29 protein-coding genes and 1 riboswitch are annotated in these 25,914 nt (G+C 39.6%); all 29 genes read left to right on the forward strand.

Annotated features, from left to right (window positions below):
* The first annotated feature begins 74 nt into the window (after positions 1–74).
* The 29 genes from Q0E71_RS00415 to Q0E71_RS00555 all read left to right on the forward strand — a co-directional run bounded on the left by Q0E71_RS00415 (position 75) and on the right by Q0E71_RS00555 (position 25,613).
* The gene (locus Q0E71_RS00415) at positions 75–968 is read left to right on the forward strand and encodes a carotenoid biosynthesis protein (RefSeq protein WP_294794274.1); all 894 of its coding nucleotides are present in this window, start codon (positions 75–77) and stop codon (positions 966–968) included.
* Between the two features lie 31 nt (positions 969–999).
* Entirely contained in the window at positions 1,000–1,572 is a 573-nt protein-coding gene (locus Q0E71_RS00420) for a methyltransferase domain-containing protein (RefSeq protein ID WP_294794280.1), read from the forward strand.
* Positions 1,573–2,016: 444 nt separating this feature from the next.
* Positions 2,017–3,954 (forward strand): methionine--tRNA ligase, encoded by a 1,938-nt coding sequence (gene metG / locus Q0E71_RS00425; RefSeq protein ID WP_294794295.1) that lies wholly within the window; start codon positions 2,017–2,019, stop codon positions 3,952–3,954.
* Positions 3,954–4,724 (forward strand): TatD family hydrolase, encoded by a 771-nt coding sequence (locus Q0E71_RS00430; protein WP_294794301.1) that lies wholly within the window; start codon positions 3,954–3,956, stop codon positions 4,722–4,724. The genes metG and Q0E71_RS00430 overlap by 1 nt, the downstream gene beginning before the upstream one ends.
* Positions 4,717–5,250: a ribonuclease M5 gene (gene rnmV / locus Q0E71_RS00435; protein WP_294794317.1), complete on the forward strand. Its 534-nt coding sequence runs from the start codon at positions 4,717–4,719 to the stop codon at positions 5,248–5,250. The genes Q0E71_RS00430 and rnmV overlap by 8 nt, the downstream gene beginning before the upstream one ends.
* Entirely contained in the window at positions 5,243–6,103 is an 861-nt protein-coding gene (rsmA, locus tag Q0E71_RS00440; RefSeq protein ID WP_294794324.1) for a 16S rRNA (adenine(1518)-N(6)/adenine(1519)-N(6))-dimethyltransferase RsmA, read from the forward strand. Before rnmV ends, rsmA begins: the two co-directional genes overlap by 8 nt.
* Complete coding sequence (locus Q0E71_RS00445; protein WP_294794341.1) at positions 6,093–6,437, forward strand: metalloregulator ArsR/SmtB family transcription factor; 345 nt, start codon at positions 6,093–6,095, stop codon at positions 6,435–6,437. Before rsmA ends, Q0E71_RS00445 begins: the two co-directional genes overlap by 11 nt.
* A 163-nt stretch (positions 6,438–6,600) precedes the next feature.
* Complete coding sequence (locus Q0E71_RS00450) at positions 6,601–6,969, forward strand: hypothetical protein (RefSeq protein ID WP_294794348.1); 369 nt, start codon at positions 6,601–6,603, stop codon at positions 6,967–6,969.
* A gap of 105 nt (positions 6,970–7,074) precedes the next feature.
* A riboswitch (cobalamin riboswitch) is annotated at positions 7,075–7,266 on the forward strand.
* A gap of 80 nt (positions 7,267–7,346) precedes the next feature.
* Complete coding sequence (locus Q0E71_RS00455; RefSeq protein ID WP_294794356.1) at positions 7,347–8,057, forward strand: energy-coupling factor ABC transporter permease; 711 nt, start codon at positions 7,347–7,349, stop codon at positions 8,055–8,057.
* Positions 8,044–8,334 (forward strand): energy-coupling factor ABC transporter substrate-binding protein, encoded by a 291-nt coding sequence (locus tag Q0E71_RS00460; RefSeq protein WP_294794363.1) that lies wholly within the window; start codon positions 8,044–8,046, stop codon positions 8,332–8,334. The genes Q0E71_RS00455 and Q0E71_RS00460 overlap by 14 nt, the downstream gene beginning before the upstream one ends.
* Positions 8,335–8,349: 15 nt before the next feature.
* Complete coding sequence (locus Q0E71_RS00465) at positions 8,350–9,030, forward strand: CbiQ family ECF transporter T component (protein WP_294794371.1); 681 nt, start codon at positions 8,350–8,352, stop codon at positions 9,028–9,030.
* A 4-nt stretch (positions 9,031–9,034) separates the two neighbouring features.
* Complete coding sequence (locus tag Q0E71_RS00470; protein ID WP_294794378.1) at positions 9,035–9,847, forward strand: energy-coupling factor ABC transporter ATP-binding protein; 813 nt, start codon at positions 9,035–9,037, stop codon at positions 9,845–9,847.
* Positions 9,828–10,421 (forward strand): bifunctional precorrin-2 dehydrogenase/sirohydrochlorin ferrochelatase, encoded by a 594-nt coding sequence (locus tag Q0E71_RS00475; protein WP_294794385.1) that lies wholly within the window; start codon positions 9,828–9,830, stop codon positions 10,419–10,421. The genes Q0E71_RS00470 and Q0E71_RS00475 overlap by 20 nt, the downstream gene beginning before the upstream one ends.
* Complete coding sequence (hemC, locus tag Q0E71_RS00480; protein WP_294794391.1) at positions 10,390–11,292, forward strand: hydroxymethylbilane synthase; 903 nt, start codon at positions 10,390–10,392, stop codon at positions 11,290–11,292. The genes Q0E71_RS00475 and hemC overlap by 32 nt, the downstream gene beginning before the upstream one ends.
* Positions 11,285–12,763, forward strand: coding sequence for a uroporphyrinogen-III C-methyltransferase (cobA, locus tag Q0E71_RS00485; protein WP_294794399.1), 1,479 nt, complete (start codon positions 11,285–11,287; stop codon positions 12,761–12,763). Before hemC ends, cobA begins: the two co-directional genes overlap by 8 nt.
* Positions 12,753–13,709, forward strand: a complete 957-nt coding sequence (hemB, locus tag Q0E71_RS00490) for a porphobilinogen synthase (protein ID WP_294794406.1) — start codon at positions 12,753–12,755, stop codon at positions 13,707–13,709. The genes cobA and hemB overlap by 11 nt, the downstream gene beginning before the upstream one ends.
* Positions 13,709–14,311, forward strand: coding sequence for a ribonuclease H family protein (locus Q0E71_RS00495; protein WP_294794412.1), 603 nt, complete (start codon positions 13,709–13,711; stop codon positions 14,309–14,311). The genes hemB and Q0E71_RS00495 overlap by 1 nt, the downstream gene beginning before the upstream one ends.
* 70 nt (positions 14,312–14,381) lie before the next feature.
* Positions 14,382–14,759: a helix-turn-helix domain-containing protein gene (locus Q0E71_RS00500; protein ID WP_294794419.1), complete on the forward strand. Its 378-nt coding sequence runs from the start codon at positions 14,382–14,384 to the stop codon at positions 14,757–14,759.
* Positions 14,759–15,301, forward strand: a complete 543-nt coding sequence (locus Q0E71_RS00505) for an ImmA/IrrE family metallo-endopeptidase (RefSeq protein ID WP_294794427.1) — start codon at positions 14,759–14,761, stop codon at positions 15,299–15,301. Before Q0E71_RS00500 ends, Q0E71_RS00505 begins: the two co-directional genes overlap by 1 nt.
* 11 nt (positions 15,302–15,312) lie before the next feature.
* On the forward strand, positions 15,313–16,413 hold the full coding sequence (locus Q0E71_RS00510) for a hypothetical protein (RefSeq protein WP_294794434.1): 1,101 nt from the start codon (positions 15,313–15,315) through the stop codon (positions 16,411–16,413).
* Positions 16,414–16,470: 57 nt separating this feature from the next.
* On the forward strand, positions 16,471–17,607 hold the full coding sequence (locus tag Q0E71_RS00515) for a D-serine ammonia-lyase (protein WP_294794441.1): 1,137 nt from the start codon (positions 16,471–16,473) through the stop codon (positions 17,605–17,607).
* A gap of 59 nt (positions 17,608–17,666) precedes the next feature.
* Positions 17,667–18,005 carry a hypothetical protein gene (locus Q0E71_RS00520; protein WP_294794448.1) on the forward strand — a complete coding sequence of 113 codons (339 nt, stop codon included), beginning with the start codon at positions 17,667–17,669 and terminating at the stop codon, positions 18,003–18,005.
* Position 18,006: 1 nt separating this feature from the next.
* Entirely contained in the window at positions 18,007–19,191 is a 1,185-nt protein-coding gene (locus tag Q0E71_RS00525) for a cation:proton antiporter (RefSeq protein ID WP_294794455.1), read from the forward strand.
* The gene (locus tag Q0E71_RS00530; RefSeq protein ID WP_294794461.1) at positions 19,191–19,637 is read left to right on the forward strand and encodes a GNAT family N-acetyltransferase; all 447 of its coding nucleotides are present in this window, start codon (positions 19,191–19,193) and stop codon (positions 19,635–19,637) included. Before Q0E71_RS00525 ends, Q0E71_RS00530 begins: the two co-directional genes overlap by 1 nt.
* 1 nt (position 19,638) lies before the next feature.
* Positions 19,639–20,700 carry a BMP family ABC transporter substrate-binding protein gene (locus Q0E71_RS00535; RefSeq protein ID WP_294794476.1) on the forward strand — a complete coding sequence of 354 codons (1,062 nt, stop codon included), beginning with the start codon at positions 19,639–19,641 and terminating at the stop codon, positions 20,698–20,700.
* Positions 20,693–21,763, forward strand: coding sequence for an ATP-binding cassette domain-containing protein (locus Q0E71_RS00540; protein ID WP_294794485.1), 1,071 nt, complete (start codon positions 20,693–20,695; stop codon positions 21,761–21,763). Before Q0E71_RS00535 ends, Q0E71_RS00540 begins: the two co-directional genes overlap by 8 nt.
* Positions 21,744–22,709, forward strand: a complete 966-nt coding sequence (locus Q0E71_RS00545; protein WP_294794492.1) for a hypothetical protein — start codon at positions 21,744–21,746, stop codon at positions 22,707–22,709. The genes Q0E71_RS00540 and Q0E71_RS00545 overlap by 20 nt, the downstream gene beginning before the upstream one ends.
* Positions 22,693–23,559 (forward strand): hypothetical protein, encoded by an 867-nt coding sequence (locus Q0E71_RS00550; RefSeq protein ID WP_294794499.1) that lies wholly within the window; start codon positions 22,693–22,695, stop codon positions 23,557–23,559. Before Q0E71_RS00545 ends, Q0E71_RS00550 begins: the two co-directional genes overlap by 17 nt.
* Complete coding sequence (locus Q0E71_RS00555) at positions 23,556–25,613, forward strand: glucosaminidase domain-containing protein (protein WP_294794515.1); 2,058 nt, start codon at positions 23,556–23,558, stop codon at positions 25,611–25,613. Before Q0E71_RS00550 ends, Q0E71_RS00555 begins: the two co-directional genes overlap by 4 nt.
* Positions 25,614–25,914 lie beyond the last annotated feature (301 nt).

Below are 25,914 nucleotides of genomic sequence, written 5' to 3' on the forward strand. Positions count from 1 at the left end.
GCATGAAATGCTCCCCATTTTTATATGCAAATTTGTGATATAATATATTTATAGAACAAATAAAGGAGTTAGTTATGAATTGGATCAATGCGTTTGAAATAATTTGTTACATAATCGTGGCAATATTTTTGTTTGACGTGATTAAGAAGAAGGCGTGGAACGAGCTATACATGTTTATATCAGCGGCTATAGCGGGTTTTTCGCTTGAGCTGCTTGCGGTGCGCCTAACAGACATCTATCACTACTCGAACCTCTATTACATAATGATAGGCATAGAGCCATATCAATTCCCCTTCTTCGGCGGACTGATGTGGGGCGCAGTGGCCGTCTGTGCTTATAGACTTGCCAAGAAATTTAAGCTCAGCCCAATAATGACGGCGCTGTTATCAGGCTTTTTCGTTGTGTCGATGGACCTCCTACTAGATGTAGCCGCGATAAGGCTATCAGGCGGCTTTTGGGTATGGGACGGAAGACCCATTAACCTAGTCATCGACCATCATACCTTCATGTCGGTCATCTGGGTGAACTTCCTCGGCTATATGTTTGAAACACCATCGATAATTTATTATTCAGAAAAATATTGGCGCCGCAATGAAAAATCCATAATCAAAAACGTGATTGCCGCCATAATCATAGGTTTTATGTCAGTCGCAACAGTTGGCGTTTTAAGCTTTATATCGCTTAAGCTAAATGAGGTAACAGACGAATGGTTTTCCTTCGTCGCCTTTGTAGTTTTGTGGCTATATATATTTATTAGGCTGATTAGGGAAATCGTTTTGAGGAGAAAAGAAATAAAGATAAAATTAGACGACCCGGCACTGACAATATTTTGGTTCGCCATATACGCATATTGCTTCGCGGGACTTGCATCTTTGGGAGTCTTAAGCGCTATGCCTTTATACGCCGTCTTTGGAGGAGCCTTGTTTGTGGGAACGATTTTGCTTAGTATGATGAGTTTTGAATCGTAAACGCCATGGGTATATAAACTATGGTGATTAAATGACTAAGATTAATACAAAAGAATTTGTTGATGAATTTTATAAAAGGATAGCCGAGGACAATCAGGTTTCGGACGAGGAAAAGCAAAGGGCGGTTGCCTATTCACTCGGCTACACGGACGAGGACATAGAGCTTGGCGGCGACTTGGGTCTTGGCTGTGGCAATCCCATTCAAAATGCTAAGCTAAAAGATGGCGAGTGGCTACTTGACCTTGGCTGCGGAAAAGGGGTCGATGTCTTCAAAGCGGCGAGGGAGATGCACGGCACGGGCAAGGCTTTGGGCATTGATAGATTGCCTGAGATGGTCGAGCGCGCAAACTTCATTCGCGACAAGAGAGGCTTTGACAATGCAGAATTTTTAGTCTCGGATATTGATGAGATCAATTTGCCTGACAATACCTTTGACGTTGTTATATCAAACTGCGTAATCAATCTACTTGAAGACAAGGAAAAGGTCTACAGAGAGATATTTCGCGTGCTTAAGCCGGGCGGACGCGTTTCGATAAGTGACATCATTCAGATAAAAAAGCTGCCTGATGATATACTAGCCGATCCCATCTTTCACGCGACATGAGTCGGAGGCTCGATCACTTCAGAGGCTCTGAATAAGATTTTAGAGAAGGTCGGTTTTATGCCGTACACTATAGTAGAAGAGGACTTGACAGAGGAGTACCTAAACAAGTGGGGCCACGAAGGTCTTGACGAGTTCATCAAGCGTGGCAAGATACTCGCGATAAAGCCGCTTAATTAATTTAATAATCATGCTTATGGATGCCAGTTAATGACATCCATTTATTTTGCAAAAAATTCAATTACTTTAACTAAATGACTTGACAATTCATTTGCAAAGTGATACGATGGATGCAGTAAGATTATATTATATTATCCCTCCCGCAAACTTTTTTCTCCTTCTTTTGTGGGAGGGCGTTTTATTTAAAATTAATCAAAGACTATATATAAACGGTCTTTGATTTTTTTGTCTCTTTATGCTATAATTATGGGAAGAGGAGTTGATAAGATGGAAAAATATTATTTAAGTACACCAATTTATTATCCAAGTGGTTACTTACACATAGGAAACACGTATACGACTATAGTTGCGGACATGCTTAAGAGGTACAAAGAGCTTCAAGGCATGGATGTATATTTTGTTACTGGCTCCGACGAACACGGCGAGAAAATCCAAAAGAACGCTGAAAAGGCTGGCGTTACTCCATTGGAATTCGTTACTAATATTAACAAAGAAATATATAAGCTATGGGACTTACTTGACATTAGATATGATAAGTATATAAGAACTTCGGATAAGTCTCACGATGAGATGGTTAAGAAGATATTTACAAGGCTTTACGAGCAAGGCGACATCTACAAGGGCGAGTATGAAGGTCTTTACTGCACTCCATGTGAGTCGTTCTGGACTGAGTCTCAACTTGTCGATGGCAAGTGCCCTGACTGCGGCAGAGAAGTGCATCCTGCTCATGAAGAAGCGTATTTCTTCAGATTAAGTAATTATAAGGACAGACTTTTAAAATATTACGAAGAGCATCCAGAATTTATTGAGCCTGAGTCTAAAAAGACTGAGATGATCAATAACTTCTTTAAGGACGGCCTTCAAGACCTATGCGTTTCAAGAACATCCTTCGACTGGGGCGTTCAAGTGCCATTCGATCCAAAACACGTTGTTTACGTATGGATAGACGCTTTGTCGTCATACATTGACGCGGCAGGATATTTACAAGACGATGAAAAATTTGAAAAGCTTTGGCCAGCTGATATTCACTTAGTTGGTAAGGACATTTTGCGTTTCCACGTAATTATTTGGCCAGCTTTGTTAATGGCATTAGCTCTACCATTACCAAAGAAAGTCTTTGGCCATGGCTGGATACTTTTTGAAAGCGACAAGATGAGTAAGAGTAAAGGCAATGTCATCTACCCTGAGCCAATAGTTAAGCTATATGGCAGAGATGCTCTTAAGTACTACGTTTTAAGAGAGTTTAACTTCGGTAGCGATGGTAACTTTCAAAGCAAAAAGTTTATGGAAAGGGTTAACTCTGACCTTGCAAATGACCTTGGTAACTTGGTTTCAAGAACTATTGCCATGGCAGAAAAGTACTTTGGCGGCCCTGTTAATAAAAAGACATCTACTGATTCAATCGATAAAGATTTAATTGATGTGGCTTTAACAAGAAAAGCTGTTCTTGATGAAAAGATGGAACACCTTAACCTATCGGTAGCCATTGACGAAGTCTTTAAGCTAATCAGAAGGTCCAATAAGTACATCGACGAAACATGCCCTTGGACCCTTAACGATGATGAACACAAGGAAAGACTTGAAACTATCATATATAATTTACTTGAAGCATTAAGAATTTCATCTGTTTTACTAAGCCCATTCATCCCTGATACTGCTAAGAAGATCAGAGAAGCGCTTGGCTTAAGTGAAGAAATGAAATATGAAGAGTGCGATGAATTTGGCAAAATAGACAAATACACTGTAAAGAAGATAGATACACTATTCCCAAGACTTGACGTTGAAAAAGAAGTAGAAAGACTACTTACAGAAAACGCAAATTTAATTAAGTCAAGAGAAGAAAAAGATGGCAAGGCAAAGGCAGAGGAGCTTGACACTAAGCCAGCTATAGAATTTGATGATTTTGCTAAGCTTGATCTAAGATTAGGCGAAGTAATTGATTCAAAAGAACATCCTGAAGCTGATAAACTTTTGATTAACACTATTAAAATAGGTGACGAGACAAGAACTATTGTTAGCGGCATCAAAAAGTGGTACAAGCCAGAGGACATCATAGGCAAGAAGGTTGTCGTTGTATGCAATTTAAAGCCTAGAAAGCTTAGAGGCGTTGAGTCTCAAGGTATGATACTTGCTTGTGAAAACGGCGATGACTTGTCGCTAGTGACATCGCTTGAAGATATGCCATCAGGCTCAGTGATCGCGTAATGATATTCGTTGATTCACACGCCCATCTTGATGATGAGGCCTTTGATGAGGATAGAGACGAAGTCATAGCCGATATTTTATCTGGCGGAAACTATTTCTTCAATATAGCTTCAGACCTTAAAACGAGCTACTCGAGCTATGAACTTGCAAAAAAATACGATCACGTCTACGCAGTTGTAGGTGTGCATCCGCATGAGGCAAAGGATTACACAGCCGAGACGCGCGAGGCACTGAAAGAGCTATTAAAAAAGGATAAGGTAATGGCGATAGGCGAGATTGGTCTTGACTATCACTATGATTTTTCACCAAGAGATGTGCAAAGAAAAGTCTTTATTGACCAGATAGATTTAGCTAGAGAAATGGATGTGCCCATCGTTATTCACACGCGTGAAGCTATGGAAGAGACTTATGAAATACTTGAGAAATACGCTAAGGATATGAAAGTTCTGATCCACTGCTATACAGGATCCATAGAGATGGCGAGAAAGTTCTTAAAATTAGGATACAAACTAGCTTTAGGAGGAGCACTAACTTTTAAAAACGCGAAAAACACAGTAGACGTAGCAAGGGAGGTCGCTCTAGAAGATTTGCTTATAGAGACAGACTCACCATATATGACGCCAGTGCCTTTCAGAGGCAAGAGAAATGACCCGAGAAAAGTCATTTTGGTCGCAGAAAAACTTGCTGAGATTAAAAATATTAGCGTAGACGAAGTGCTTGAAGCCACAAAGAAGAACGCATTTGAATTTTTTGGAGTGAAAAATGATTAAAGAACTCATAGTTGTCGAGGGAATGGACGACATCGCTCAGATAAAAAATGCTATAGATGCCGACATCGTCGCGACACATGGCTATAAAATAAAAAAGACGCTCTTCGATGAGCTGAGAAAAGCTGTTAAGACGAGGGGAGTAATTGTATTTACTGACCCTGATTACGCTGGCAAGATGATTAGACGCACCATAAATGAAAATGTTAAGGGCTGTAAAAACGCTTATCTAAAGCAATCAGATGCGATTAAGAAAGATGATATAGGCGTTGAAAATGCTTCGAAGGAGGCAATTATCGATGCGCTGATGAATGCAAGAGCCTCGACAGAGGAGAGGACTGTATTATATACAACGAAAGATTTGTATGAGACAGGTCTATTAGGCGCAGATGGCTCTAAGGAGAGACGCGAAAAACTTGCGAGCATACTAAAAATATCTAATTCAAACGCAAAAAAGATGCTCGACGCACTAAACAATTATCAAATTTCGAGAGAAGATTTTGAGGAGGCTATGAAGAAAATTGACTGAAAAAGGTTTATATAGCATAGCAAGACTCAAAGAGCTGCAAGAAAGCTTTGGCTTTAAATTTAAAAAAGCGCTTGGACAAAACTTTTTGATCGACGGCAATATAATTAGAAAGATAGCTGAGGAAAGCGGCATCACAAAGGACACTATCGTTATGGAGATAGGTCCCGGCATAGGCACTTTGACCGAAGAGCTCGCAAAACACGCGAAAAAAGTCATAGCCTTTGAACTTGATGAATCACTTAGAGAGATACACAAGGAAACACTCGGCCCGCATGAGAATGTCGAGGTCATTTACAAAGATTTTATAGACGCCACTGAAGAGGAGATCAAGGCTTTGACAGGCGGTCCGTTCAAAGTATGCGCCAATCTTCCGTATTATGTGACGACACCCATATTAACATTCTTACTTGAGTCAAAACTCGAGATAGATTCAATCACGGTTATGGTACAAAAAGAAGTCGCTCAAAGGATAGTCGCCGATGAAAAATCAAAGGACTACGGCAGCATTTCAGTATTCACAAGAGCTTATGGTGATGCGCGCATTGCATTTAACGTGTCAAAGGACTGCTTCTACCCAAAGCCAAAAGTTGATTCAGCAGTACTATATATAGAAAAGAAGAAAAAAGATTTAGCAAACGAAGAGCTATTCTTAAAGATAATTAGAGCAGCTTTTATGAAGAGAAGAAAAACACTTGCGAACGCTTTATTTAACAGCGAAGTGGGTATAGATAAAAAGGATACAGTGGCTGCACTAAAGGCCATTGGCAAAGGTGAAAATGCAAGGGCAGAGGAGCTGAGCTTTGATGACTTTGTAAGCATAACGAGAGACTTGGAGGGAGATTATGGAAAATAAAGTATTAAGTCAAGAAGATTTAGACGCGATAAAAAACGATGTCATCGATTATAAGATAGTTGAGAAACTTGCAGACATCATGAAAGCGCTTAGCGAGCCTTCAAGAATACAAATCATACACGCGCTAAGCCTAAGCGAGATGTGCGTTACAGACCTTTCATACGCACTAAACATGACACAGCCACTTGTTAGTCACCACCTAAGGATATTAAGAAACCTTGGCCTAGTTAAGTACGAGAGAGATGGCAAGGCGCTGATATACTCACTTGATGACGAACACGTTTTGATGCTGTATAAACAAGGTTTGGAACATGCAAAAGAAAAAGTTCAATAGATTATTATCTGTCACTGATATGGTGGCAGATTTTTTATGCCTCATACTAATTGTTACTCTTTTGTTACTCCTTTGTTACTCTTTTGTTACTATTTCTATACCATATATCTGATATACTATAGTAAAGATAGTAATTACTGTCTATACAAAGGGGGGTGAAAGCATGAAGAAATCACTAGCCATTGTCATGACTGTTTTGCTTCTACTAAGCGCAGCTATTAGTCCAGCTAATGCGTCAAGCATGAGGAATCACCATGACGGTGCCAACTATGATGTCCTAGTTAACTCTATAAGTAATCAAAAGAGAGGACTTAGTTATCAAGTAATGGGACCTATGCCAAGCGGTGAAACAAAGGATGTAATAGTATCTGTAGCAGTTCCTTTTGGAGCTTATTTCAATACGACATACTATTATGAAGATGAGTTTTACGCTGGAACACTTAGAGTTGCAAGAACATCTGTGATAACTTATCCGGACGGAAGTAAAGATACTTTAGTTACTTACGCTGGAACAGTTAGTAGAAAGAAGTAAATATTGATTCGTACGAAGAAGGGGTGGCGCGTTGCCACTCTTTCTTTTTTTTATAAAAGGCAATATTCTATACTTATAAATTGTTTTATATGTTCTTATTGCCTTGCAATTTAATTTATCTAGTGTTATAATTATATTGATATTGTTTAAGGGAAGTTTAAAAAAACGCAGTCGCCGCTGCCGTGGGCGCATACTGAGTAAACACTTATGTCACTGTTATTCGTTTAATAATGGGAAGGCGTTTACAAGGGCTTAAAGCGCTAGCCGGAAAACCTTACTCTATCAAGAAATACCTTCGGCAAAGAGAGGTTCTTTTCTAAATCAATCTGATTTTTAAAAGGAGTCTTTGCGTAGGAAAATAAAAGGAGGAATAATTTATGAGGAAGAAAAATTTCATTCTCATGGGTCTTTCGCTAATTTTATTATCCGCAGACGCTTACGCAATGCACATCATGGAAGGTTACCTTCCTAAAGAGTGGTGCATAATCTGGGGACTAATATCACTACCATTTATCATACTTGGTATTAGAAAAATTGCTAAAGGCTCTGATTCAAACGAAAAGAAGGTTCTACTTGCACTTGCAGGTGGCTTTATCTTCGTATTATCTGCTATGAAGATCCCTTCAGTAGTAGGTAGTTGTTCACACCCAACAGGTACTGGTCTAGGTGCTATACTATTTGGACCGCTTCAAACATCTGTTTTAGGTTTAATTGTTTTACTATTCCAAGCATTGTTATTAGCTCACGGTGGCCTAACTACTTTAGGTGCTAATACTTTCTCTATGGCTATAGCTGGACCATTTTTAGCTTTTGCCATCTATCAACTATTGAAAAACAAAAACAGAAGCGTGGCAGTATTTTTAGCAGCAACTCTTGGTGACTTATTCACTTACGTTATCACTGCGACTCAACTTGCTATAGTTTATAACGAAGGCATAGGCTTTGGTGCAGCTCTAGCTAAGTTCTTATCGATATTTGCTGTTACTCAAATCCCTATCGCTATAGTTGAAGGCTTATTGACTGTTGTAGTTGTTAACCTTATGGTTAGATACAAAGGTGAGGGGGTACTTAAAAATGAAAGAATCTAAGAAAACTAATTGGATGCTAATTATTTTAGCAATACTAATAGTAGTTATTCCGCTAGTCTTTGTTCAAGGTGAATATGGTGGAGCTGACGGTATGGCAAGTGAAGAGATAGAAACATTAAATCCAGGATATGAACCTTGGTTCGAATCACTATGGGAACCACCTTCGGGAGAAATCGAGTCCTTATTGTTCGGACTACAAGCAGCTATCGGTGCTGGAGCTATAGGCTACATCATTGGTAACTGGAAAGGCGCTGCTGGCAAAAAAGAAAGCAAATAAAGGAGCTAAAACAGATTGCTACTCATTGATCAATTTGCCTACACGAACGGCTTAAGGCATGTCAAGGCTATGTACAAGTTTTTATTTGCTATGGCCTTACTTGTTTTAGCAATAGGTTTAGATAATATATATGTGAATCTCGCTATATTTATAACGATAATTTTTATTGAGCTTACATTTGCAAAATTTAGGCTTAGAAATGTTATGTCTTTTATCAAAGTGCCTGTGATATTCATTTTATTAGGAACGATATTTTTAGTAATAGGTTTTTCTAAGGAAAATAATTACTCTTACTACGTACCTATATTTGGCGGATATTTTGGCATTATTAAGGGACAGGAAAAACTATTTTTGCAAGTCTTTATGAGGGCCTTAGCTGCAACATCATCTGTAATCTTTTTGAGCGTTACAACGCCCATGGTCGACATCATAAAAGTTTTTAAGCTTATGCACTTACCAAATGTTTTTATTGAGCTATTCATGTTAATTTACCGCTTTATCTTCATTATGATAGAGGAAGCACAAGTGAATATCAATGCTCTTGAGATTAAATTTGGCTTTATAAACAATAAACAAGCGCTTAAATCTGTAAAAGTATTTATAGAGAATATGATGCTAGGCATACTAAAAAGAAACGAAGAGATGACTAATGCTCTCAATATTAAATTATATGACGGAGAATTTCCAGTAAGGTGATAGAATGTTAGAGGTAAAGAATTTAGAATATACTTATGAAAGCGGCAAAAAAGTTTTGGATGGAATTAGTTTAAGCACTGAAAACGGCGCTATAACTATGGTTATTGGAGAAAATGGTGCAGGAAAAACTACTTTATTCAAAAACATTTTGGGGCTTTTAAAGAAGGACAAGGGCGAGATACTTGCTGATGGCGAAGAACTTCGCTACGATAAGAAGAGCTTGATTAAGTACAGAACGAATGTGACTATGGTATTTCAAGATCCTGACAATCAAATCTTTTACTCGGACGTTTTTGACGACACTGCTTTTACGCTTAGAAACCTTGGTTATGATGAAGACACTGTCAAGGAAAGGGTTGAGAGAGCTTTAAAGAGTGCCAATGCCTACGAGCTAAAAGATATGCCGGTTCACTTCTTAAGCTACGGACAAAAAAAGAGGGTAGCTATAGCCTCTGCCATAGCTTTAGGAGCAAAGTACATCCTTATGGATGAGCCAACCGCCGGTCTTGACCCTGTCTCTATAGGTATATTAAAAAATACTATTAGAAATATTTCCAAGGACTCATCTTTAATTATATCTACTCACGATATGGAATTCTGTTATGAAATGGCGGACTACATCTATGTAATTAAGGATGCTAAACTTATCAAAGAAGGCACTAAGTATGAGATCTTCAAAGACGAGGATGTCATCAAACGCGCTAATCAAGAGCTACCTCTATGCGTTAGAGCTGCTAATGCATTGGGAGTGGACTTTTTTGAGAACAATGATCAAATGATAGAGGAGTTAAAGACTTATGCTAAGCATAGCTCTTAATATAAAGGATAGACCTGTTACCATTATTGGTGGCGGGTCTGTCGCTTTAAGAAAGTTTAATACATTAATAAGTGAAGGTGCCTTAGTAACTGTCGTTGCTAAGGACTTTGTAGATGGTTTCGAAGACAAAAATACAAAGCTAATTAAGGATAAATACAAAAAAGAGTACATAGAAGGAGCTTTTTTACTATACATAGCAAGTGATGACGAAGAGGTCAATGCAAGAGCCGAGGCTGATGCGAAAGAGCTTGGCATCTTATTTAATAGATGTGACAAAAGCGATGAATCGGATTTTATCTCCATAAACATGAAAAAGATTGGTGGCATCGACATCTCCATATCTACAGGAGGAAGGCTTCCTGACTTAAACAAGACCATCATGGATGATTTAAAAAAATATGAAGCTTATGATGATGAATATTTGGATTTGGCTTTTAGACTTAGATCGTACTACATCCATTACCATAAACAGGATGAAATAAAAAAGATAAAGACTTATACTAAGGAAGAAATTTTACGCTATATAAAGGAGTTTGAAGACTTTGAAGATAAAGGTAGGAACGAGGACGAGTAGGCTTGCGCTGAAGCAAGTCGAACTTGTTTTTAGTAAACTTAAAGAATTTTATGATATTGATTACGAAGTGGTCGGCATAAACACGCTTGGCGACATCGACAAGAAGACATCGATCAGTCAAATGGGCGGCAAAGGCGTCTTCGTTAGAGCGATTGAAGAGGCTCTTAAGGACGGCAGGATCGATATCGCTGTTCACTCTTTAAAGGACATGACGTCTGAGATTGAAGATGGCCTTGAAATCATCTTCTTTGGCGAGAGGGCGAGACGAAATGATATAGTCGTTCTAAATGAAAAACATAGGGGCAAGACTGAGCTTGAAAATGGCATGAGAGTCGCAACTGGCTCGCTTCGTAGAAAGTTTTTACTCGCTATGGACGAAAAATATTATGAGATTGCCGAGATACGTGGCAATATCGAGTCAAGGATAGCAAAGCTCGATACAGAGGGCTTTGATGCCATAATATTATCAAGAGCGGCCATAGATAGACTTGATTTAGCTGATGGGCTTCGTGGACGCATCATAGATTTGGACGAAGAAGCGTTTTTACCATCGCCATGTCAAGGGGTCATAGCACTTGAAGTGAATAAAGAAAATCATGAGCTTAAGGAAATGCTTAAGTCAATACAAGATGAAAAAACTGATTTCGAGGTCGGCATAGAACGAGCATTTTTAGATGAGTCAGGCGCTTCGTGTAACAAGCCACTCGGCATTCATGTAGTAAGCGAGGGAGATAAGGCGCACGTCAAAGCCTTTATGGCCTCGGATGACTTAAAGAGATATAGATTTATAGATTTTGATACGGATAAAGAAAATTACTTAGCTGATGTAAAGAAAAACACTGAAGTGATTAAAGGAGATATAGATGTCTAAAGTATATTTAGTAGGAGCGGGCCCTGGTGATGAGGGCCTAATTACTGTCAAAGGCTTGAGGCTGATACAAAAGGCCGACTATATAATTTATGACAGGCTCATCAATTACAATTTACTTAACGAAAAAAAGGCAGATGCGAAGATTTTTTACGTGGGCAAAGAGGGGATGAAGTCCTCTTGGAAGCAAGAAGCAATCAATGAACTGCTGTTTAAGTGCGCGAGCGAAGAGGGCAAGATCACAGTTAGGCTAAAGGGCGGCGATCCGCTTGTCTTTGGCCGCGGTTCTGAAGAAGCGCTTTACTTAAAGGAGCATGGAATTAAATCAGAGATAGTTCCTGGCATCTCCTCATCGATTGGCGGCCTTATCTACGCTGGCATACCAACGACTCACAGAGAAACGTCAAGGAGCTTCCACGTATTTACCGGACACACTATGGATGGCCCAGCCGAGCTTGATTGGGAGAACCTTGCTCATATGGAAGGGACCCTGATTTTTCTAATGGCTATGAGCAATATCGAGACTATAGCTAATAAACTTATCGCGGCAGGAAAAGATCCAGATACAAAGGCAGCCTTCATATATAAGGCGACTAGATCAGATCAAAGGTCCTTCACTACAAAACTTAAGGACGCTTACGAATGCAAAATTACTAACGATATCAAAAACCCATCGGTTTTTGTAATTGGTGACGTAGTTCAATATTCTGATGATATTGACTTCTTCGGCGATAGGCCTCTTAAGGATAGATTTTTTATTTTGCTTAGAAAAAAAGAATTCAATCAAGACTTTAAAGATTTTCTAATCGATAATAAGGCCGAGTTCCTTGAGCTTGAGACAATTAAGTACACGCCCATCCATGACCATGGCTTTGATGAGGCACTAAAAAATATCGAGGACTATAAGTATTTAATATTAACAAGCCGAAACGCAGTAGAATTTTTCTTTAAGAGAGCACTTGAGCTTGGTATAGACTTTAGAAGATTTGCCAATATTAAGATAGCCTCAATCGGTCAAAAGACTATGAAAGACATAGAGACTTATGGTTTTAAGGCGGACTACGTTTCGGAAAAATATACATCAGATGAATTGATTAAGAATATCACATCGAAGTTCGAGAAGGGCGCTAAAGTGCTTTACCCGCACTCAGACAAGGCAAAGGGCAATATAAGAGCGGCTCTTAATGATTACGATGTGGACGCCTTTGAAATATACAAAAACAGCGACGAAGCCTATGAGAAGATGTATTTAGAAGATAGGGTTTACGACATATTCTTCTTCTCGTCATCGGAGGCCATTAGCTTTAATAAATATTATCCAGAGCTAATGTCAAAGGCAAGGATATATTCAATAGGGCCATACACTACAAAGAGCATAGAGGCATTAGGCTATAAAGTCTACAAAGAGGCCAAGGTGCATGACTCAGAAGGTATGATAGATTTAGTAAAAGAGGAGATTAATTATGAAGAATAGAATGAGAAGACTTAGATTAAACGCAAATATCAGAGAAGTATTTGCTGAAACATCACTTAGAAAGGAAGATTTAATCTATCCACTCTTCGTGAAAGATGGGGTAAATAGCGTCGAAGAGATAAAGAGCCTAAAAGGACAAAAGCAATACACTGTCGATAGGCTTGACGAAGTAATTAAAGAGTTAAAGGACTTAGGCATACTATCAGTGATTTTATTTGGCGTGCCTGATCATAAGGACGCGTGCGGCTCAGGCGCTTATGCAAAGGACGGAGTCGTTCAAAGAGCGATTAGAAAGATCAAAGAGATAGATAAGGACTTTATCGTTATAGGTGACGTCTGCATGTGCGAGTACACTGATCACGGCCACTGCGGCATACTTCACGGGGACTATGTCGATAACGACGAAACCGTTTCCTATTTACAAAAAATTGCCGTGTCAATGGCAGAAGCAGGAGTCGATATAGTCGCTCCATCTGATATGATGGACGGACGTGTGGCAAAGATTAGAGAAGCACTTGACGAAGCAGGCTACATAAACGTATCAATCATGAGCTACGCATCGAAATTCGCTTCAAACTACTACGGCCCATTCAGAGACGCAGCTGGCAGCGCACCAAGCTTTGGCGATAGAAAGCAATATCAAATGGATTACAGAAACAAAAAGGAAGCACTTAGAGAGATACTTTCAGACGTTGATGAAGGCGCCGACATGCTTATAGTTAAGCCAGCCATGGCATACGGCGATATAATGAAGCTCGCTTCAGAAGAGACTAATTTACCTATAGTTGCTTACTCAGTTAGTGGTGAGTACGCTATGCTTTATGACGCCGTTGCGAATGGCCTTGTTAAAGAAGATATTATTATGGAGACAATGCTATCATTCAAAAGAGCGGGAGCAAATTTAATCATCACATACTTTGCTAAGTACTTAGCAGAAAGATTATAATGGCGAAGAAGTATTACGCAGTAAAGGCTGGCCGCAAAACTGGCATCTTCGAGACATGGGACGAAGCGAAAGAGCAGGTCCACGGCTTTAAGAACGCGATTTATAAATCATTTAAAACTATGGAAGAGGCGGAAAATTACATGGATGGTGCCGAGCCCGAGACAAGTCACGAGCTAGATGGCAAGCTTCTTGCTTATGTCGATGGCAGCTTTAGTAATATCTTAAAAAAATATTCGGCGGCAGCCATCTTCGTAAAGGACGGCGAGGTAATTCATAAGGCTGGGGTGGCTTATGACGATAAGGATCATTTGGCGATTCGTAACGTCGCCGGCGAGATAAAAGCGTCTATGCTCGCTATTAACTACGCAATTGATGAGGGCTACGACGAGGTCCACATCTATTACGATTACGAAGGCATTCGCAGCTGGGCGATGGGCTACTGGAAGACTAATAAGGACGCGACTAAGGCATATAAAAAATTTTTTTATGAGAAAAAAGATAAAGTCGAGGTCCATTTCCATAAGGTAGAAGCTCATACTGGCGACAAATACAATGAGATGGCCGATGCACTTGCTAAGGAAGCTCTTGTAAAAATCTCTTGACATATATATGTCCATAGTGTATAATTAAGGTACTTGAATGACAAAGAAAATATTATAGGAAGGTGAAGAAATGGATTTCGCAGAGAAATTAAAAAGATTAAGAGAAAAGGAAGGCATGACACAAACTGATCTTGCTGAAGAACTAGGTCTATCACTTAAGACTATTTCAAGATATGAAGTAAATGGTATGAGACCTCGTAGTAGAAAAATTTATAACCAAATGGCTAACATATTTAGAGTTGACGCATCATACCTTTTGGTTGATGATGACGACTACAAGGTTCCAGTTGAGGACCAAAACTATGATATGCTTGTAAATGGTATGCTAGGCCTATTCGCAGGTGGAACACTTAGCGATGAAGACAAAAAGGCTGTAGTTGAAGCTATCACAGATGCTTACTACAAATCAAAATATCAAGGCACTAATAATAAGGAAAGTAAAAATTAGTGAGCGAAAAATATTTAGATGATGCACTTGCATTGATTGAAGAGCAAGGAACTAATGATCCTTACGAGATACTTGAAAACCTCGGCGTAGTAGTCATACCCATTAACATAGGTGCGGCTTTTCTAGGCATGTTTAGGATTTTGGACGGCGTTAGTTATGTGATCTACAATACTCATGCGGATGAGAACGTGATTACACAAGTGCTAGCACATGAGCTAGGTCACTACCTCTATCACAAGGATTATGCAAGTGAGGCGGAGCTGGCAGATTTTGGCTTGTCGGAGGAGTCTTCGATAATTGAAGCTCAGGCCAATACCTTTGCGGCGCATCTACTTATTGACGAAGACGAAGTTTTGGACACTATAGAGGAAGGCATGAGCTATATGGAGCTCGCTCAAAGACTGATGGTTGACGAAAACCTTCTTCTTTATAAGCTTAAGTCTATGAAGAAGAGGGGACTAAAAATCAATTTGGGAGAAGTTCCTAGGAGCCAGTTCTTTCAAAATCTAGCAGAGCAAGCTAAAAAATACGAAACAGACTAGTGGAGGATACTATGAAAAAGAAAATATTAAGCGCAGTGGCATTACTTGTCCTAGCAAGCTTATTTTTATTTGCGTGCGATGGAGCTAAGGATGCTGCTAAATTTACTATAAATAATCATTACACAACAGCAGGAACAGACGGCGTATTAACGTCTTATGATATCGATGGCAAAGAATATGTCATCTTCGACCAATTCTTAGAGCTACTTAATCCAACTACACATAGAGTGGGTAATGTTTATGAGATGGTTGACGGCGTTCCTATGCCAAAGAAGAGCGAAGATGGCTTCTATTATCTTGACGATGGCATGCTATATAGCACAGAAAAGCCGATAGAAGCAGTCAGACTTGACAGCGAAACTTATGATAAGATGGAAGACGTTAAATTCCATATATATTATAAGGATGATGTCATTGCACTTGATGAGGGAGTAAAAAAGGTTAGTGATACAGTTTTCTATCCACTAGAACATCTAGCAGAAGTATTTAGCTTTAAGGCTGAAAACGGCGAATTTGTTTTTGCAGAAAAGGACGAAAATGAATTAGAAGTTCTTAATCAAAAGGACTACGACTGGTATATAGACCAAAAAGAAACAGGTCAATACGCTGATAATAACTGCGGACCAAGCTGCGCTGTAATGAGCTTGTATTTCCAAAAGGGATATGACAAGGCTGTCACAGCTGAAACTGCTAGAAACACTCGTGTTAATGATGGTGGCTGGTGGTTTACATCAGACGTAAGCGACTTCTTAAATGACTCTGGTGTTAAACACAAAATGAAGTTCTACAAGAACCCAGATAGCTTATTGGCACCGCTTAGAGAAGGCAAGATCTGCATCATCTGTATCGATTCATCAACACTTCGTTACAATCCAGATAACAATTCTCGCTTCAACAAGTACTACACAGGTGGCGGCGGTCACTTCATCATTGTCAATGGATATAAAGTGGTTGACGGAAGACTTTATTATATAGTAAACGACCCTAACTCTTGGGGCATGAAGTATGCTGACGGCACTTACATGGGTAAGGACAGATACTACGATGCCATCGACATAGACAAGACAGTTAGAGAATGGTCAAGAGAGTATTACATTGTAGATAATAATTAATAGTAATAGACGGCTTAGGTCGTCTATTTTTTTGACTAAAAAAGGAGTGAGATAGAAGTGGATATACTTGATAAACTTAAAAATAGAGAAGAGATATATTATCCCATAGAGAGAAATAAAAATATGGATTTGCGCTTTACTTTGTATGACGCCTTTCTTGCAAAGAAGCGCTTCAAACGTTTTGCGCCTCTCTTCATGGAAGCCTTTGAAGAGATAGATGGGCCATGCTATTATAAAAGCGATTTATATAAGTCAAAGCTCGGCGATACGCTTTATCTAAAGCTTGACTCAGAGCTAAAAGTTGCTCATAGCGTTAAGGCAAGAGGCGGCTTCAACGAGGTCATGGTCAAGGTCGAAGACGTTCTTAAGGAAAATAATATGCTAGATAAATTTGATGAGCTAAGTCTTGACGATATAAGAAAGATTATGGCGGCATATACCATCGAAGTGAGCTCAACTGGCAACTTAGGTCTATCCATAGGCCTATGCGCTAAGGCCTTCGGCTTTAAAGCCAAGGTTCATATGAGCCGTGACGCGAAGGACTGGAAGAAGAAATTACTTAGAGAAGCGGGCGCAGAAGTCATCGAGTATGACCATGATTACACATACGCAGTCAAGATGGGCAGGTTAAGCGCCGAGCAAAATAAAATGAGCTACTTCGTTGACGACGAAATGAGTGAGAAGCTTTTCTTAGGCTATGCAGCGGCCATATTTGAAGTGGCTGAACAAGTCATGTCGAGTGACATGCACATAAGTATTGACGAGCCCCTTCATGTATTTTTGCCATGCGGCGTGGGCGGCGCACCTGGTGGCATCGCCTTTGCCCTACGAAGCTTTTTCAAAGAGAGCGTCCGTATATACTTTGTAGAGCCCGTTGAGTACCCATGTATGCTATATAGCTTTGTTCATGGCGAGGCTGCTTCCGTTAATGACATAGGTCTCGGAGGCAAAACCATTGCCGATGGTCTTGCATGCAGCGCACCATCGAAGCTTGTCTTTCCTATGCTTGACTCACTTGTCGATGGCTTCTTCAGCTTTAACGACGAGAGCATATTAAGAGCAAAAAAAGATATAGAAGCGATTGACGAAAAAATAGTCGAGGCATCGAGCGCTGCAGCACTATTAGCATATGAAAAGCTAAATAGACCAAAAAACTCAATACTATGGATCACTGGATCAAATGTTGATAAATAGCACTTAAAGTCTTGAATTATAGTATTGTTAGTGATATAATTAAAATTTGGAGGGATATTATGAATTTATTAGTTGTAATTTTAAATGAAATGGATAAGCTCGATGAATTATTACTTGAACTTTCCAAAAAATCAATCACAGGAGGTACTATACTTGACAGTCAAGGTATGGCCTCAACACTAGCTGATTGGCACAAAGACATCAGTGCTTTCGGTGGACTTAGACAAATACTTAACGGACAAAGACCATTCAACAAGACTATACTTATGGTGCTTGACGACGAAAAGCTTGTCATAGCAAAGGAAGTTGTTAAGACTGTTATGGGCAACATTAACAATGAAAATACAGGAATTATGTTTACTCTTGATGTCAAGAGCGTGGAAGGATTGACTAAGTAGTATGAATTTCGAAATTTTATTACATTTAGGCACAATCTTACTCGTTGGCTTTATAGTTTCAAAAATACTTGGCCTCTTCAAATTTCCAGAGGTAACAGGCTACTTGATAGCAGGTATACTCATAGGACCCTCGGTCTTAGGACTAATACCCGCAGAAGCAGTTAAAAACTTCGACATCATTAGTGAAGTCGCTTTAGCCTTCATTGCCTTTTCAATAGGTGCCGAGCTAAAGTTTGATGACTTAAAAAAAGTGGGAAAGGCAATCTTTGTGATCACAGTACTTGAAGCACTAGTTGCCTTTTTCCTAGTAACAGTAGTTATGCTTTTACTTGGACAAAGTTTCCCATTCTCACTAGCAATAGGCTCAATCGCGTGCGCAACAGCACCAGCTGCAACACTTATGGTCATTAAGCAATACAAGGCCGAAGGACCACTAGTTAGAACACTTATACCAGTCGTTGCACTTGATGACGGCGTTTGTATCATCGCTTTCGGTGTTGCTTCAACACTTGCTCAAAACATGATACAAGGCGGAGCTTTTTCAATGATGAATATGGTTGGAAAGCCAATAATCCAGATATTAGCAGCACTTGCTCTAGGTGTAGTAGCAGGCATCATCATGGTTAAGTCCATGAGATTCATGAAAAACCAAGGACAAATCCAAGCTTCTTTTATAGGTGTAATCTTCTTATTAGCCGCTATATCACTACGCTTTGACCTATCAAGTCTACTTACTATGATGGCTTTTGGTACAACAATCTGTAACACATCGAGAGAAGAAATGAAAGTCTTCAACGCAATCGAAGTTATTACGCCAGCCATCTTCCTATGCTTCTTCGTATTATCAGGAGCAGACCTTAACCTAGCAAGCTTAACAAAAGTTGGTCTACTTGGTATAGCATATGTAGTTGCTAGAGTCATAGGTAAGGCTCTAGGCGCAGGCATTGGCGCAAAGATTGGCAATTTACCAAATAATGTTCAACAAAACCTAGGTTTTTGCCTAGTTCCACAAGCCGGCGTTGCCATCGGTCTTTCGCTAATTGCAAAGAGAATCATACCTGCACCACATGGAGCAGTAATCAGAGACATAATACTTTCAGCTACAGTTATCTATGAACTAGTAGGACCGCTATTAACAAAGATGGCGCTACTTAGAGCTGGAGAAATCAAAAAGGAGAACTTATAATGAACATTAAAATTAAGTATTTTGAAGAGCTAAATACAACCGAACTATATGAAATACTTAAGCTTAGACAAGCTGTCTTCGTGGTTGAGCAAAACTGTCCATATAACGATATAGACGAGTTCGATCCAGTATCAGTGCACCTTATGATGATAGAGGGTGACGAGCTTATCGGCTATGCGAGGATAAATGAGAAGGGCACTCGCTACCCAGAAGTTTCTATCGGTCGCTTCCTTGTGAAGAAGGACTTTAGAAAAGATGGCTACGGCGATAAGCTATTCTCAAGAGCAATTGACTACATCACAGACGACATGAAAGAGGATACAATCAAAATACAAGCTCAAACATATATGAAAAATTATTATGCGAAGAAAGGTTTTAAAGAGATATCCGAGCCTTATCTTGAAGATGATATAGAGCATGTGGATATGCTTTACAAAAAAGATTAATATGTATAAGAAAATATTTATCGTGCTTATGGTCTTGTGCCTAGCCTTAACAGGATGCGCAGGGACTGAAAATACTAAAGATACTGCTAAAAACGATCTAAGTATACTTTTACTGATCAATGGCACACTTGGCGACAAAAGCTTTTTCGATAGCGCTGAAGCAGGCATGGAGCTAATTAAGGAAAAATATCCAGAAATCACTACTAAGACCATAGAGATGGGCACTGACGAGACAAAGTACGCTGCAATACTTGAAGAAAACGTTTCATCGAAGGCTTATGACATCATAGTAGCAGGCACTTGGCAGCTTAAGGACAAGCTGCAAAAGATCTCCGACAAGTACCCTGAGCAAAAATTTATACTTTTTGACGACAACGCCAACGACGGCGAGAAAAAGTATGACAATATTTACTCGATTCTTTACAAGCAAAACGAAGGCGGCTTCTTAGCTGGGGCGCTTGCTAGCCTTGTAGAGAATGGCGAGGGCTATAGTTTTGCCAAAAAAACTAAAAAGATCGGCCTAATTGGCGGCATGGACAATAAGATAGTTAAGGACTTTTTACTTGGCTACGAAGATGGCGCGAAATACATCGACAAGGACGTAGAGGTCTTAACAAGCTACGTTGGCAACTTCACTGACGCGATTAAGGCAAAGGACCTTGCTAATATCTTATACAAAGAGAAGGACGTTGACATAATTTTTAACGTCGCATCCATAGCTGGCCTTGGCATCATCGACTCAGCGGCTGAGACAGAGCACTACGTCATAGGCGTTGACTCAGACCAAGCAGCTTTACTAGGCGAAGCAAAGGCGAAATACATTTTGACTTCAATACTAAAAAGAGTTGATACGTCCTTACTTAGAGCGATTGACAAGTACAAAGCGGGCGAAGAAATCTTCGGCACAACAGAATTTTTGGGCGTAAAAGAGGACGCCATCGGCATAGCTGATAATAATTTTTACAAAAAGGCAGTTAGCGAAGCAGATAGAGCCAAGATAAACGAGATTATTGACGAGATAAAAGCTGATAAAATCACTATCAGAAGCGAATTCAATGATTAAGATAAATAATTTAAGCTTTGCTTATGGCGAGAAGGTCATCTTCGATAAGTTTAGCTTAGAGATAAACGATAGACTTGCCTTTCTTATGGGGAAGAATGGCGCAGGCAAAACGACTCTTCTAAAACTCATTCATGACGACTTAAAAGATTATACCGGAGAGATAGTCTCGGACGAAGCTTATATGCTTAGTCAAAGCTTTATGCTCTTTGATGAGCTAAGCGCTATTGAAAATATCAGGGCTGCCATAAAGGTGAGCAAAAAAGAAGTAGAGAGCCTTGTAAAGACATCGCCATTTTATATAGATGGCCTTGAAAGAAAAGTTAAGGACATGAGTACTATCGAGAGGCAAACAATTGAGCTCATCGCAATGAGCCTAAGTGATAAAAAGCTGATACTGCTTGACGAGGTGAGTGCAGCCCTTGATGCGAAGACCACAGAAAAGCTTAGCCGCTACATCAAGTCATCAGATAAGAGTTTTTTAATGGTCTCACACGACGAAGATTTTATTAATAGCTTCGACGCGAAAAAAGTTTACCTCGATAAGCAAAAAAATATACTTGAGCAAAAAAATGAAAGTGATCAAAAAAGTCATAAGACAAAAATTATCGGCATCTATATAAAAGACGAGGGCAAGCTAAGTGAGCTCATCAAAGGTAACTCGCGCTTTGCCTACGTGCCAAAAGACGTGCGCAGCGCCTTGCTTATGGACGAAGAGGCGTACAAAAATATCTTCATATATGATATTTTAAAGAATAGAAAACGCGATTACACAAAAGAGACCGAGGACTTTATAGCGAAATACAAATTAAAGTTCAAGGCGCATGACATCACGAATACACTTTCCGGAGGCAACCTGCAAAAGCTAGTCTTTTTCAGAGAGCTAGAGCGTGATGAGGACATATACATTTTATACAATTACAAAAAGGGCATGGACTTCGAAGCGAAGGCCCTTGCTCAAAAAGAGATAGTTAAGAGGCGTGACGAGGGCAAAGAGATTTACATCATCTCGGACGATTACGAAGAATTAAAGGAGGATATAGTAGATGAAATCGAAATCATTTAAGAGATATTTCATTTTGCTATATCCTTTTTTGATGCTTATAACACTAGTCTTAGTCGCTTTAATCTCAAATATCAGTCTAAGCGATATACTCATGGCGGCCGCAAAACCATTCGGCTCGCCATTCTATAGACTGAGCTTCATCAAAGAATTTCTCATAGTCTGCCTTTTGTCAGTGGCGATGAATCTTTCTTTGTCAATGGGTGAGATGAACTTTTCGCTTGAAGGCATCTTTCATATGGGCGTCTTCTTATCGGCGCTAGCAGCCATTTACTTTGCAAATTTCTTTATAATTATAGCTTTAGTGCCAATAGTTTTGTATTTACTTTGGCAAGTACCAAAAAAAGTTTCAATGGGCGATGGAAACAAACTCATTATCTCCTCGTTGATCTTTAACTATGTCATTTTAGGCGCGATAAATTATCTTGTCTATACATTTTTCTCAGACGAAAATATTTCTTCAGCCGTTACAAAAGACTTTAGTTTTGCGCTTGACAAAAGGCTTGGCATTGCCATAGCCGTAGTGTGTCTCATTGCTTTTATAATATTTGCAGTGAAGACCTCGCTCATAACTAAGCTAAAGATAATTAAGGATGCGCCAAGCATATTGATCTCGACAGGAACTGAGATAAAAAAAGAAAAGAGGGCGATAGACCTTTGTCTTGCGCTTTTAACATCAGTGGCCGCATTTCTATATCTATTTTTAAACTACAATCGCTTTTCGCTTCAAGGCTTCACGGGCTATGGCTTTGACGCGATAACGGTTACGCTTTTAGCGCGTGGTGACTTTAAAAAACTTGCCTACCCAGCCATATTAATTACATACATAAGACTTTTAAGCCTTGTCATGCAGACCGAATTTTCCTTCGTATCGTCTGTGATGTACCTAATGCAAGGCGTTCTCATCTTTATATCGATATTGGAGGCGCGCGATGACAGAAATTCTTAGAGCCTTTATACGCATATTTCTTTTGTGCCTAGCCATCAACTCGATGAGGATGCTCGGCCTTTGCCTCTTACACGCAGACGGCCTTGTCAATATCTCGGCGATAACGGCGCTTGTGGTCTATAGCGAAACGCATTCCTTTACCGTGAGCGTTTTGGCAGCGACAGTCATAACGCTATTGGTAAATACATTTTTTGTTTATCTCACAAAGCGAAGAGGCGTCTCAGACATTGTTTATGGCATAGCGATGAACCTCATTCTTCGCGGTCTATCGGGCCTTATGCTTTATCTATATGCGGGCGACCTCGCTATGTCGACTTCGGTAAACGTTAATTTTGATCTGAAAGTCTTTGGCATCGACATATTTATAGTTTTGGGTCTAGTACTAAGCCTTATCTATTATATATATCTATATAAGACGAGGGCGGGACTTGAGCTAAGAGCCGTGGGTCTTGATGAAGAAATAGCTTGCTTTAGAAAATTAAATATAGCTAGGGCGCGCCGTGATGCAATTATATTTGCATCGATATTTGCAGCGCTCGTTGGAAGCTTCTTATCGCTATCGTATTTTTCATACTTCACGGAAAACATCTCGCAAAATGTGGGCTATGTATGCTTGGCGCTTGAAGGCTTCTCTGCCATACACCCAGCTTTAACGCCAATCGCAAGCCTTGTATACGCGGTCTTTACTTATCTTGCGGGCTCATTTCAAAGCGTGGCGGCCATTAACTATAAGCTCTTGGACTTAATTCCCTACCTTGTAATTCTCATTTTACTATACTTTTTGAAGGACGATAAAAAATTGCGTGGCAAGGGCTTTTATGATATAATTAAAAAAGAGGTGAAGAAATGAAAAAGCTAATTAGAAATTTATTTATACTATCGATACTGCTTCTAGGCCTTATGAATGCAGGCACTAAGGCAGCATCACTTAACTTAATCATAGACGGAAACAACGTGACAAAGAGCGCGAGCCCAATTGTCAAGAACAGAAGGACCTTGGTTCCACTTCGTTTCATCGGGGAAGCATTAGGCAAGGAAGTTCTTTGGAACAACGACGAAAAGAGCGTTACAGTTAGTGACGAGGGCACTAGCTTCAAGCTATATATCGACTCAAAGATTATTGACAATAGTGACGGAACGCTTAAGTTTACTGACGTTGCTCCTTGCATAGTTAATCGCAAAACATATCTACCGCTTAGAGCCATAGCTGAGCTTATGAATATAGGGGTCGGCTACGATAAAGCAAGTTCAACGGTTACTATTGATTCATCTACTTATAATCCGGTCGAAGAGAGCGCTACAATCGTTGGCCTTATGCCAAATCAAACAATAAATACTAAGATGAATTTTACTTTTGTCACAAATAAAAATTTTGCAAAGGCAAAGCTATTGTTATTAAACGACAAAAACGAAGGCTATATACAAGACGTGAAGACAAGTACAGCTGAAGCGCTTGAGTTTTTACCGAGCCTTAAAGACGAAGGTAATAAAAAGTTAGTGCTTGCATTATATGATGCGAATGGCAATCTAATTGACGCGACAGGCGCCAAAATCAATTTAAACGTACTTCCAAGAGTAACTTACTCAGGCGTTGAGAATGGCGGCTTTGTGCAAGACGAGCTAAAGATTACGCCAGACATAAACTTCATCTCATCAAAGATGAAGGCGATTATAACTAATTTAACTACAGGCAAGACTGAAACAAAGGACAATCTCGATCCAGAAGGAGAATTCTTATTCAAGCCAAGCTATTTAGATGCGGGCAGCTACTCCATAATGCTATCTGCTTTTGACGAGCTAGGCAGAGAGCACTTTGGCGAGACAAAGAGCTTCACCATGAGCATAAATCCATATCTAAATATAACAGGCGTGCCAAAAGACGGAGTTATCTCAGGTCAAGTAACGCTTAACGCGCAAAGAAACTTCGATGTAATGAGGACTGATTACGTTTTAAGGGACCCAGTCACAGGCGTTGAAACAGTTATCGAGTCAAAATCCTACGGCGCATGCAAGTTCTTCCCGAACATTAACGACGCAGGTCAAAAGGAAGTCTTCGTCAGATGCATTGATGCGAGCGGAAAGACTATGGAGAGCGAACACAAACTTGTTTTGATCAAGGGCGACTCGAAGCTTATACTTGAAGGCGTTGCTCCTGGCGGAATCGTTCATAAATATGTTGATTTGAACGCCGTATCAAATGTTGGCGTCAACAGCGTAAATTATTACATTAAAAATCTTAGAACAGGCAAGACTAAAACCATAGCTGAGAACGTTCCTTATGGCCAAAAATATAGATACAACGTCACTAAAGACGATGAAGGCGAAAACGAAATTAGCGTTACAGGCAATCAAATCGACGCCTTTATCAAGGGCGAGAGCATCAAGTTTAGGATATACACTGGAAAGATATATACAAAGCAGCCGCTAATGGCAAAGGACAAATTCCTTGACTATACAAAGAAAGTGGCTAGACGCGAATTTTTGAGAACGGATCTAAGCGGTGCCATCACTACAGCGCAAGCGATACTTGAATCAGGCTGGGGTCAATCAGTGCCAGTCGATAAGTACACAGGAAAATTCTCAAACAATCTATTTGGTATAAAGGGCAGCGCTTCTAATGGCACCGTAACCATAACTACAACAGAAGTATATAATAACGTTAGATACACAGTCGATGATAAGTTCAGAGCATATAAATCGGCAGACGAATCATTTAGAGATCATACTGAATTATTCTTCGCAAAGAAATGGTATACGCCATTTAGAAAAGTTATGTTCAATGACCAAAGAGGTGTCTACGCAATCAAGAGATGCGGTTATGCGACAGACCCAAGCTATCCAGCGAAATTAAAGCAAATCATAGACAAATACAATCTAAAAGAGCTAGACAAAGTTAATTTATAATATAATTGCAATAGGAGATAAAGCCCTCTTTACTAATATAAGTAGAGAGGGTTTCTTTATGCTCAAAAGTATTCGAGCATCATTGTAATCAAAGTTTGTTTATTTATTGGAAGAATTTGATGAAAAAACTTTATTTATCATACTAGTTGTGGTATAATAGATAGTAGAGTAGTGAAAATCATACTACATAATAGATATTTTTGATAAGGGAGAGGGACTTATGAAGAAAACATTTAAAATGAAAAAAATCTTAACACTGGTGCTCGCGGCGATGATGCTCGTGACATCACTACCTGTAAGC

It is taken from the genome of uncultured Fenollaria sp. (assembly GCF_934202865.1).
Classification (GTDB): Bacteria; Bacillota; Clostridia; order Tissierellales; family Peptoniphilaceae; genus Fenollaria.

Bases quoted from the DNA above. Each gene is read 5' to 3' on its own strand.
- Q0E71_RS00415 (WP_294794274.1), top strand. From the start codon at position 75: ATGAATTGGATCAATGCGTTTGAAATAATTTGTTACATAATCGTGGCA.
- Q0E71_RS00420 (WP_294794280.1), top strand. From the start codon at position 1,000: ATGACTAAGATTAATACAAAAGAATTTGTTGATGAATTTTATAAAAGG.
- metG (WP_294794295.1), top strand. From the start codon at position 2,017: ATGGAAAAATATTATTTAAGTACACCAATTTATTATCCAAGTGGTTAC.
- Q0E71_RS00430 (WP_294794301.1), top strand. From the start codon at position 3,954: ATGATATTCGTTGATTCACACGCCCATCTTGATGATGAGGCCTTTGAT.
- rnmV (WP_294794317.1), top strand. From the start codon at position 4,717: ATGATTAAAGAACTCATAGTTGTCGAGGGAATGGACGACATCGCTCAG.
- Q0E71_RS00445 (WP_294794341.1), top strand. From the start codon at position 6,093: ATGGAAAATAAAGTATTAAGTCAAGAAGATTTAGACGCGATAAAAAAC.
- Q0E71_RS00450 (WP_294794348.1), top strand. From the start codon at position 6,601: ATGAAGAAATCACTAGCCATTGTCATGACTGTTTTGCTTCTACTAAGC.
- Q0E71_RS00455 (WP_294794356.1), top strand. From the start codon at position 7,347: ATGAGGAAGAAAAATTTCATTCTCATGGGTCTTTCGCTAATTTTATTA.
- Q0E71_RS00460 (WP_294794363.1), top strand. From the start codon at position 8,044: ATGAAAGAATCTAAGAAAACTAATTGGATGCTAATTATTTTAGCAATA.
- Q0E71_RS00470 (WP_294794378.1), top strand. From the start codon at position 9,035: ATGTTAGAGGTAAAGAATTTAGAATATACTTATGAAAGCGGCAAAAAA.
- Q0E71_RS00475 (WP_294794385.1), top strand. From the start codon at position 9,828: ATGCTAAGCATAGCTCTTAATATAAAGGATAGACCTGTTACCATTATT.
- cobA (WP_294794399.1), top strand. From the start codon at position 11,285: ATGTCTAAAGTATATTTAGTAGGAGCGGGCCCTGGTGATGAGGGCCTA.
- hemB (WP_294794406.1), top strand. From the start codon at position 12,753: ATGAAGAATAGAATGAGAAGACTTAGATTAAACGCAAATATCAGAGAA.
- Q0E71_RS00495 (WP_294794412.1), top strand. From the start codon at position 13,709: ATGGCGAAGAAGTATTACGCAGTAAAGGCTGGCCGCAAAACTGGCATC.
- Q0E71_RS00500 (WP_294794419.1), top strand. From the start codon at position 14,382: ATGGATTTCGCAGAGAAATTAAAAAGATTAAGAGAAAAGGAAGGCATG.
- Q0E71_RS00510 (WP_294794434.1), top strand. From the start codon at position 15,313: ATGAAAAAGAAAATATTAAGCGCAGTGGCATTACTTGTCCTAGCAAGC.
- Q0E71_RS00520 (WP_294794448.1), top strand. From the start codon at position 17,667: ATGAATTTATTAGTTGTAATTTTAAATGAAATGGATAAGCTCGATGAA.
- Q0E71_RS00525 (WP_294794455.1), top strand. From the start codon at position 18,007: ATGAATTTCGAAATTTTATTACATTTAGGCACAATCTTACTCGTTGGC.
- Q0E71_RS00530 (WP_294794461.1), top strand. From the start codon at position 19,191: ATGAACATTAAAATTAAGTATTTTGAAGAGCTAAATACAACCGAACTA.
- Q0E71_RS00535 (WP_294794476.1), top strand. From the start codon at position 19,639: ATGTATAAGAAAATATTTATCGTGCTTATGGTCTTGTGCCTAGCCTTA.
- Q0E71_RS00540 (WP_294794485.1), top strand. From the start codon at position 20,693: ATGATTAAGATAAATAATTTAAGCTTTGCTTATGGCGAGAAGGTCATC.
- Q0E71_RS00545 (WP_294794492.1), top strand. From the start codon at position 21,744: ATGAAATCGAAATCATTTAAGAGATATTTCATTTTGCTATATCCTTTT.
- Q0E71_RS00550 (WP_294794499.1), top strand. From the start codon at position 22,693: ATGACAGAAATTCTTAGAGCCTTTATACGCATATTTCTTTTGTGCCTA.
- Q0E71_RS00555 (WP_294794515.1), top strand. From the start codon at position 23,556: ATGAAAAAGCTAATTAGAAATTTATTTATACTATCGATACTGCTTCTA.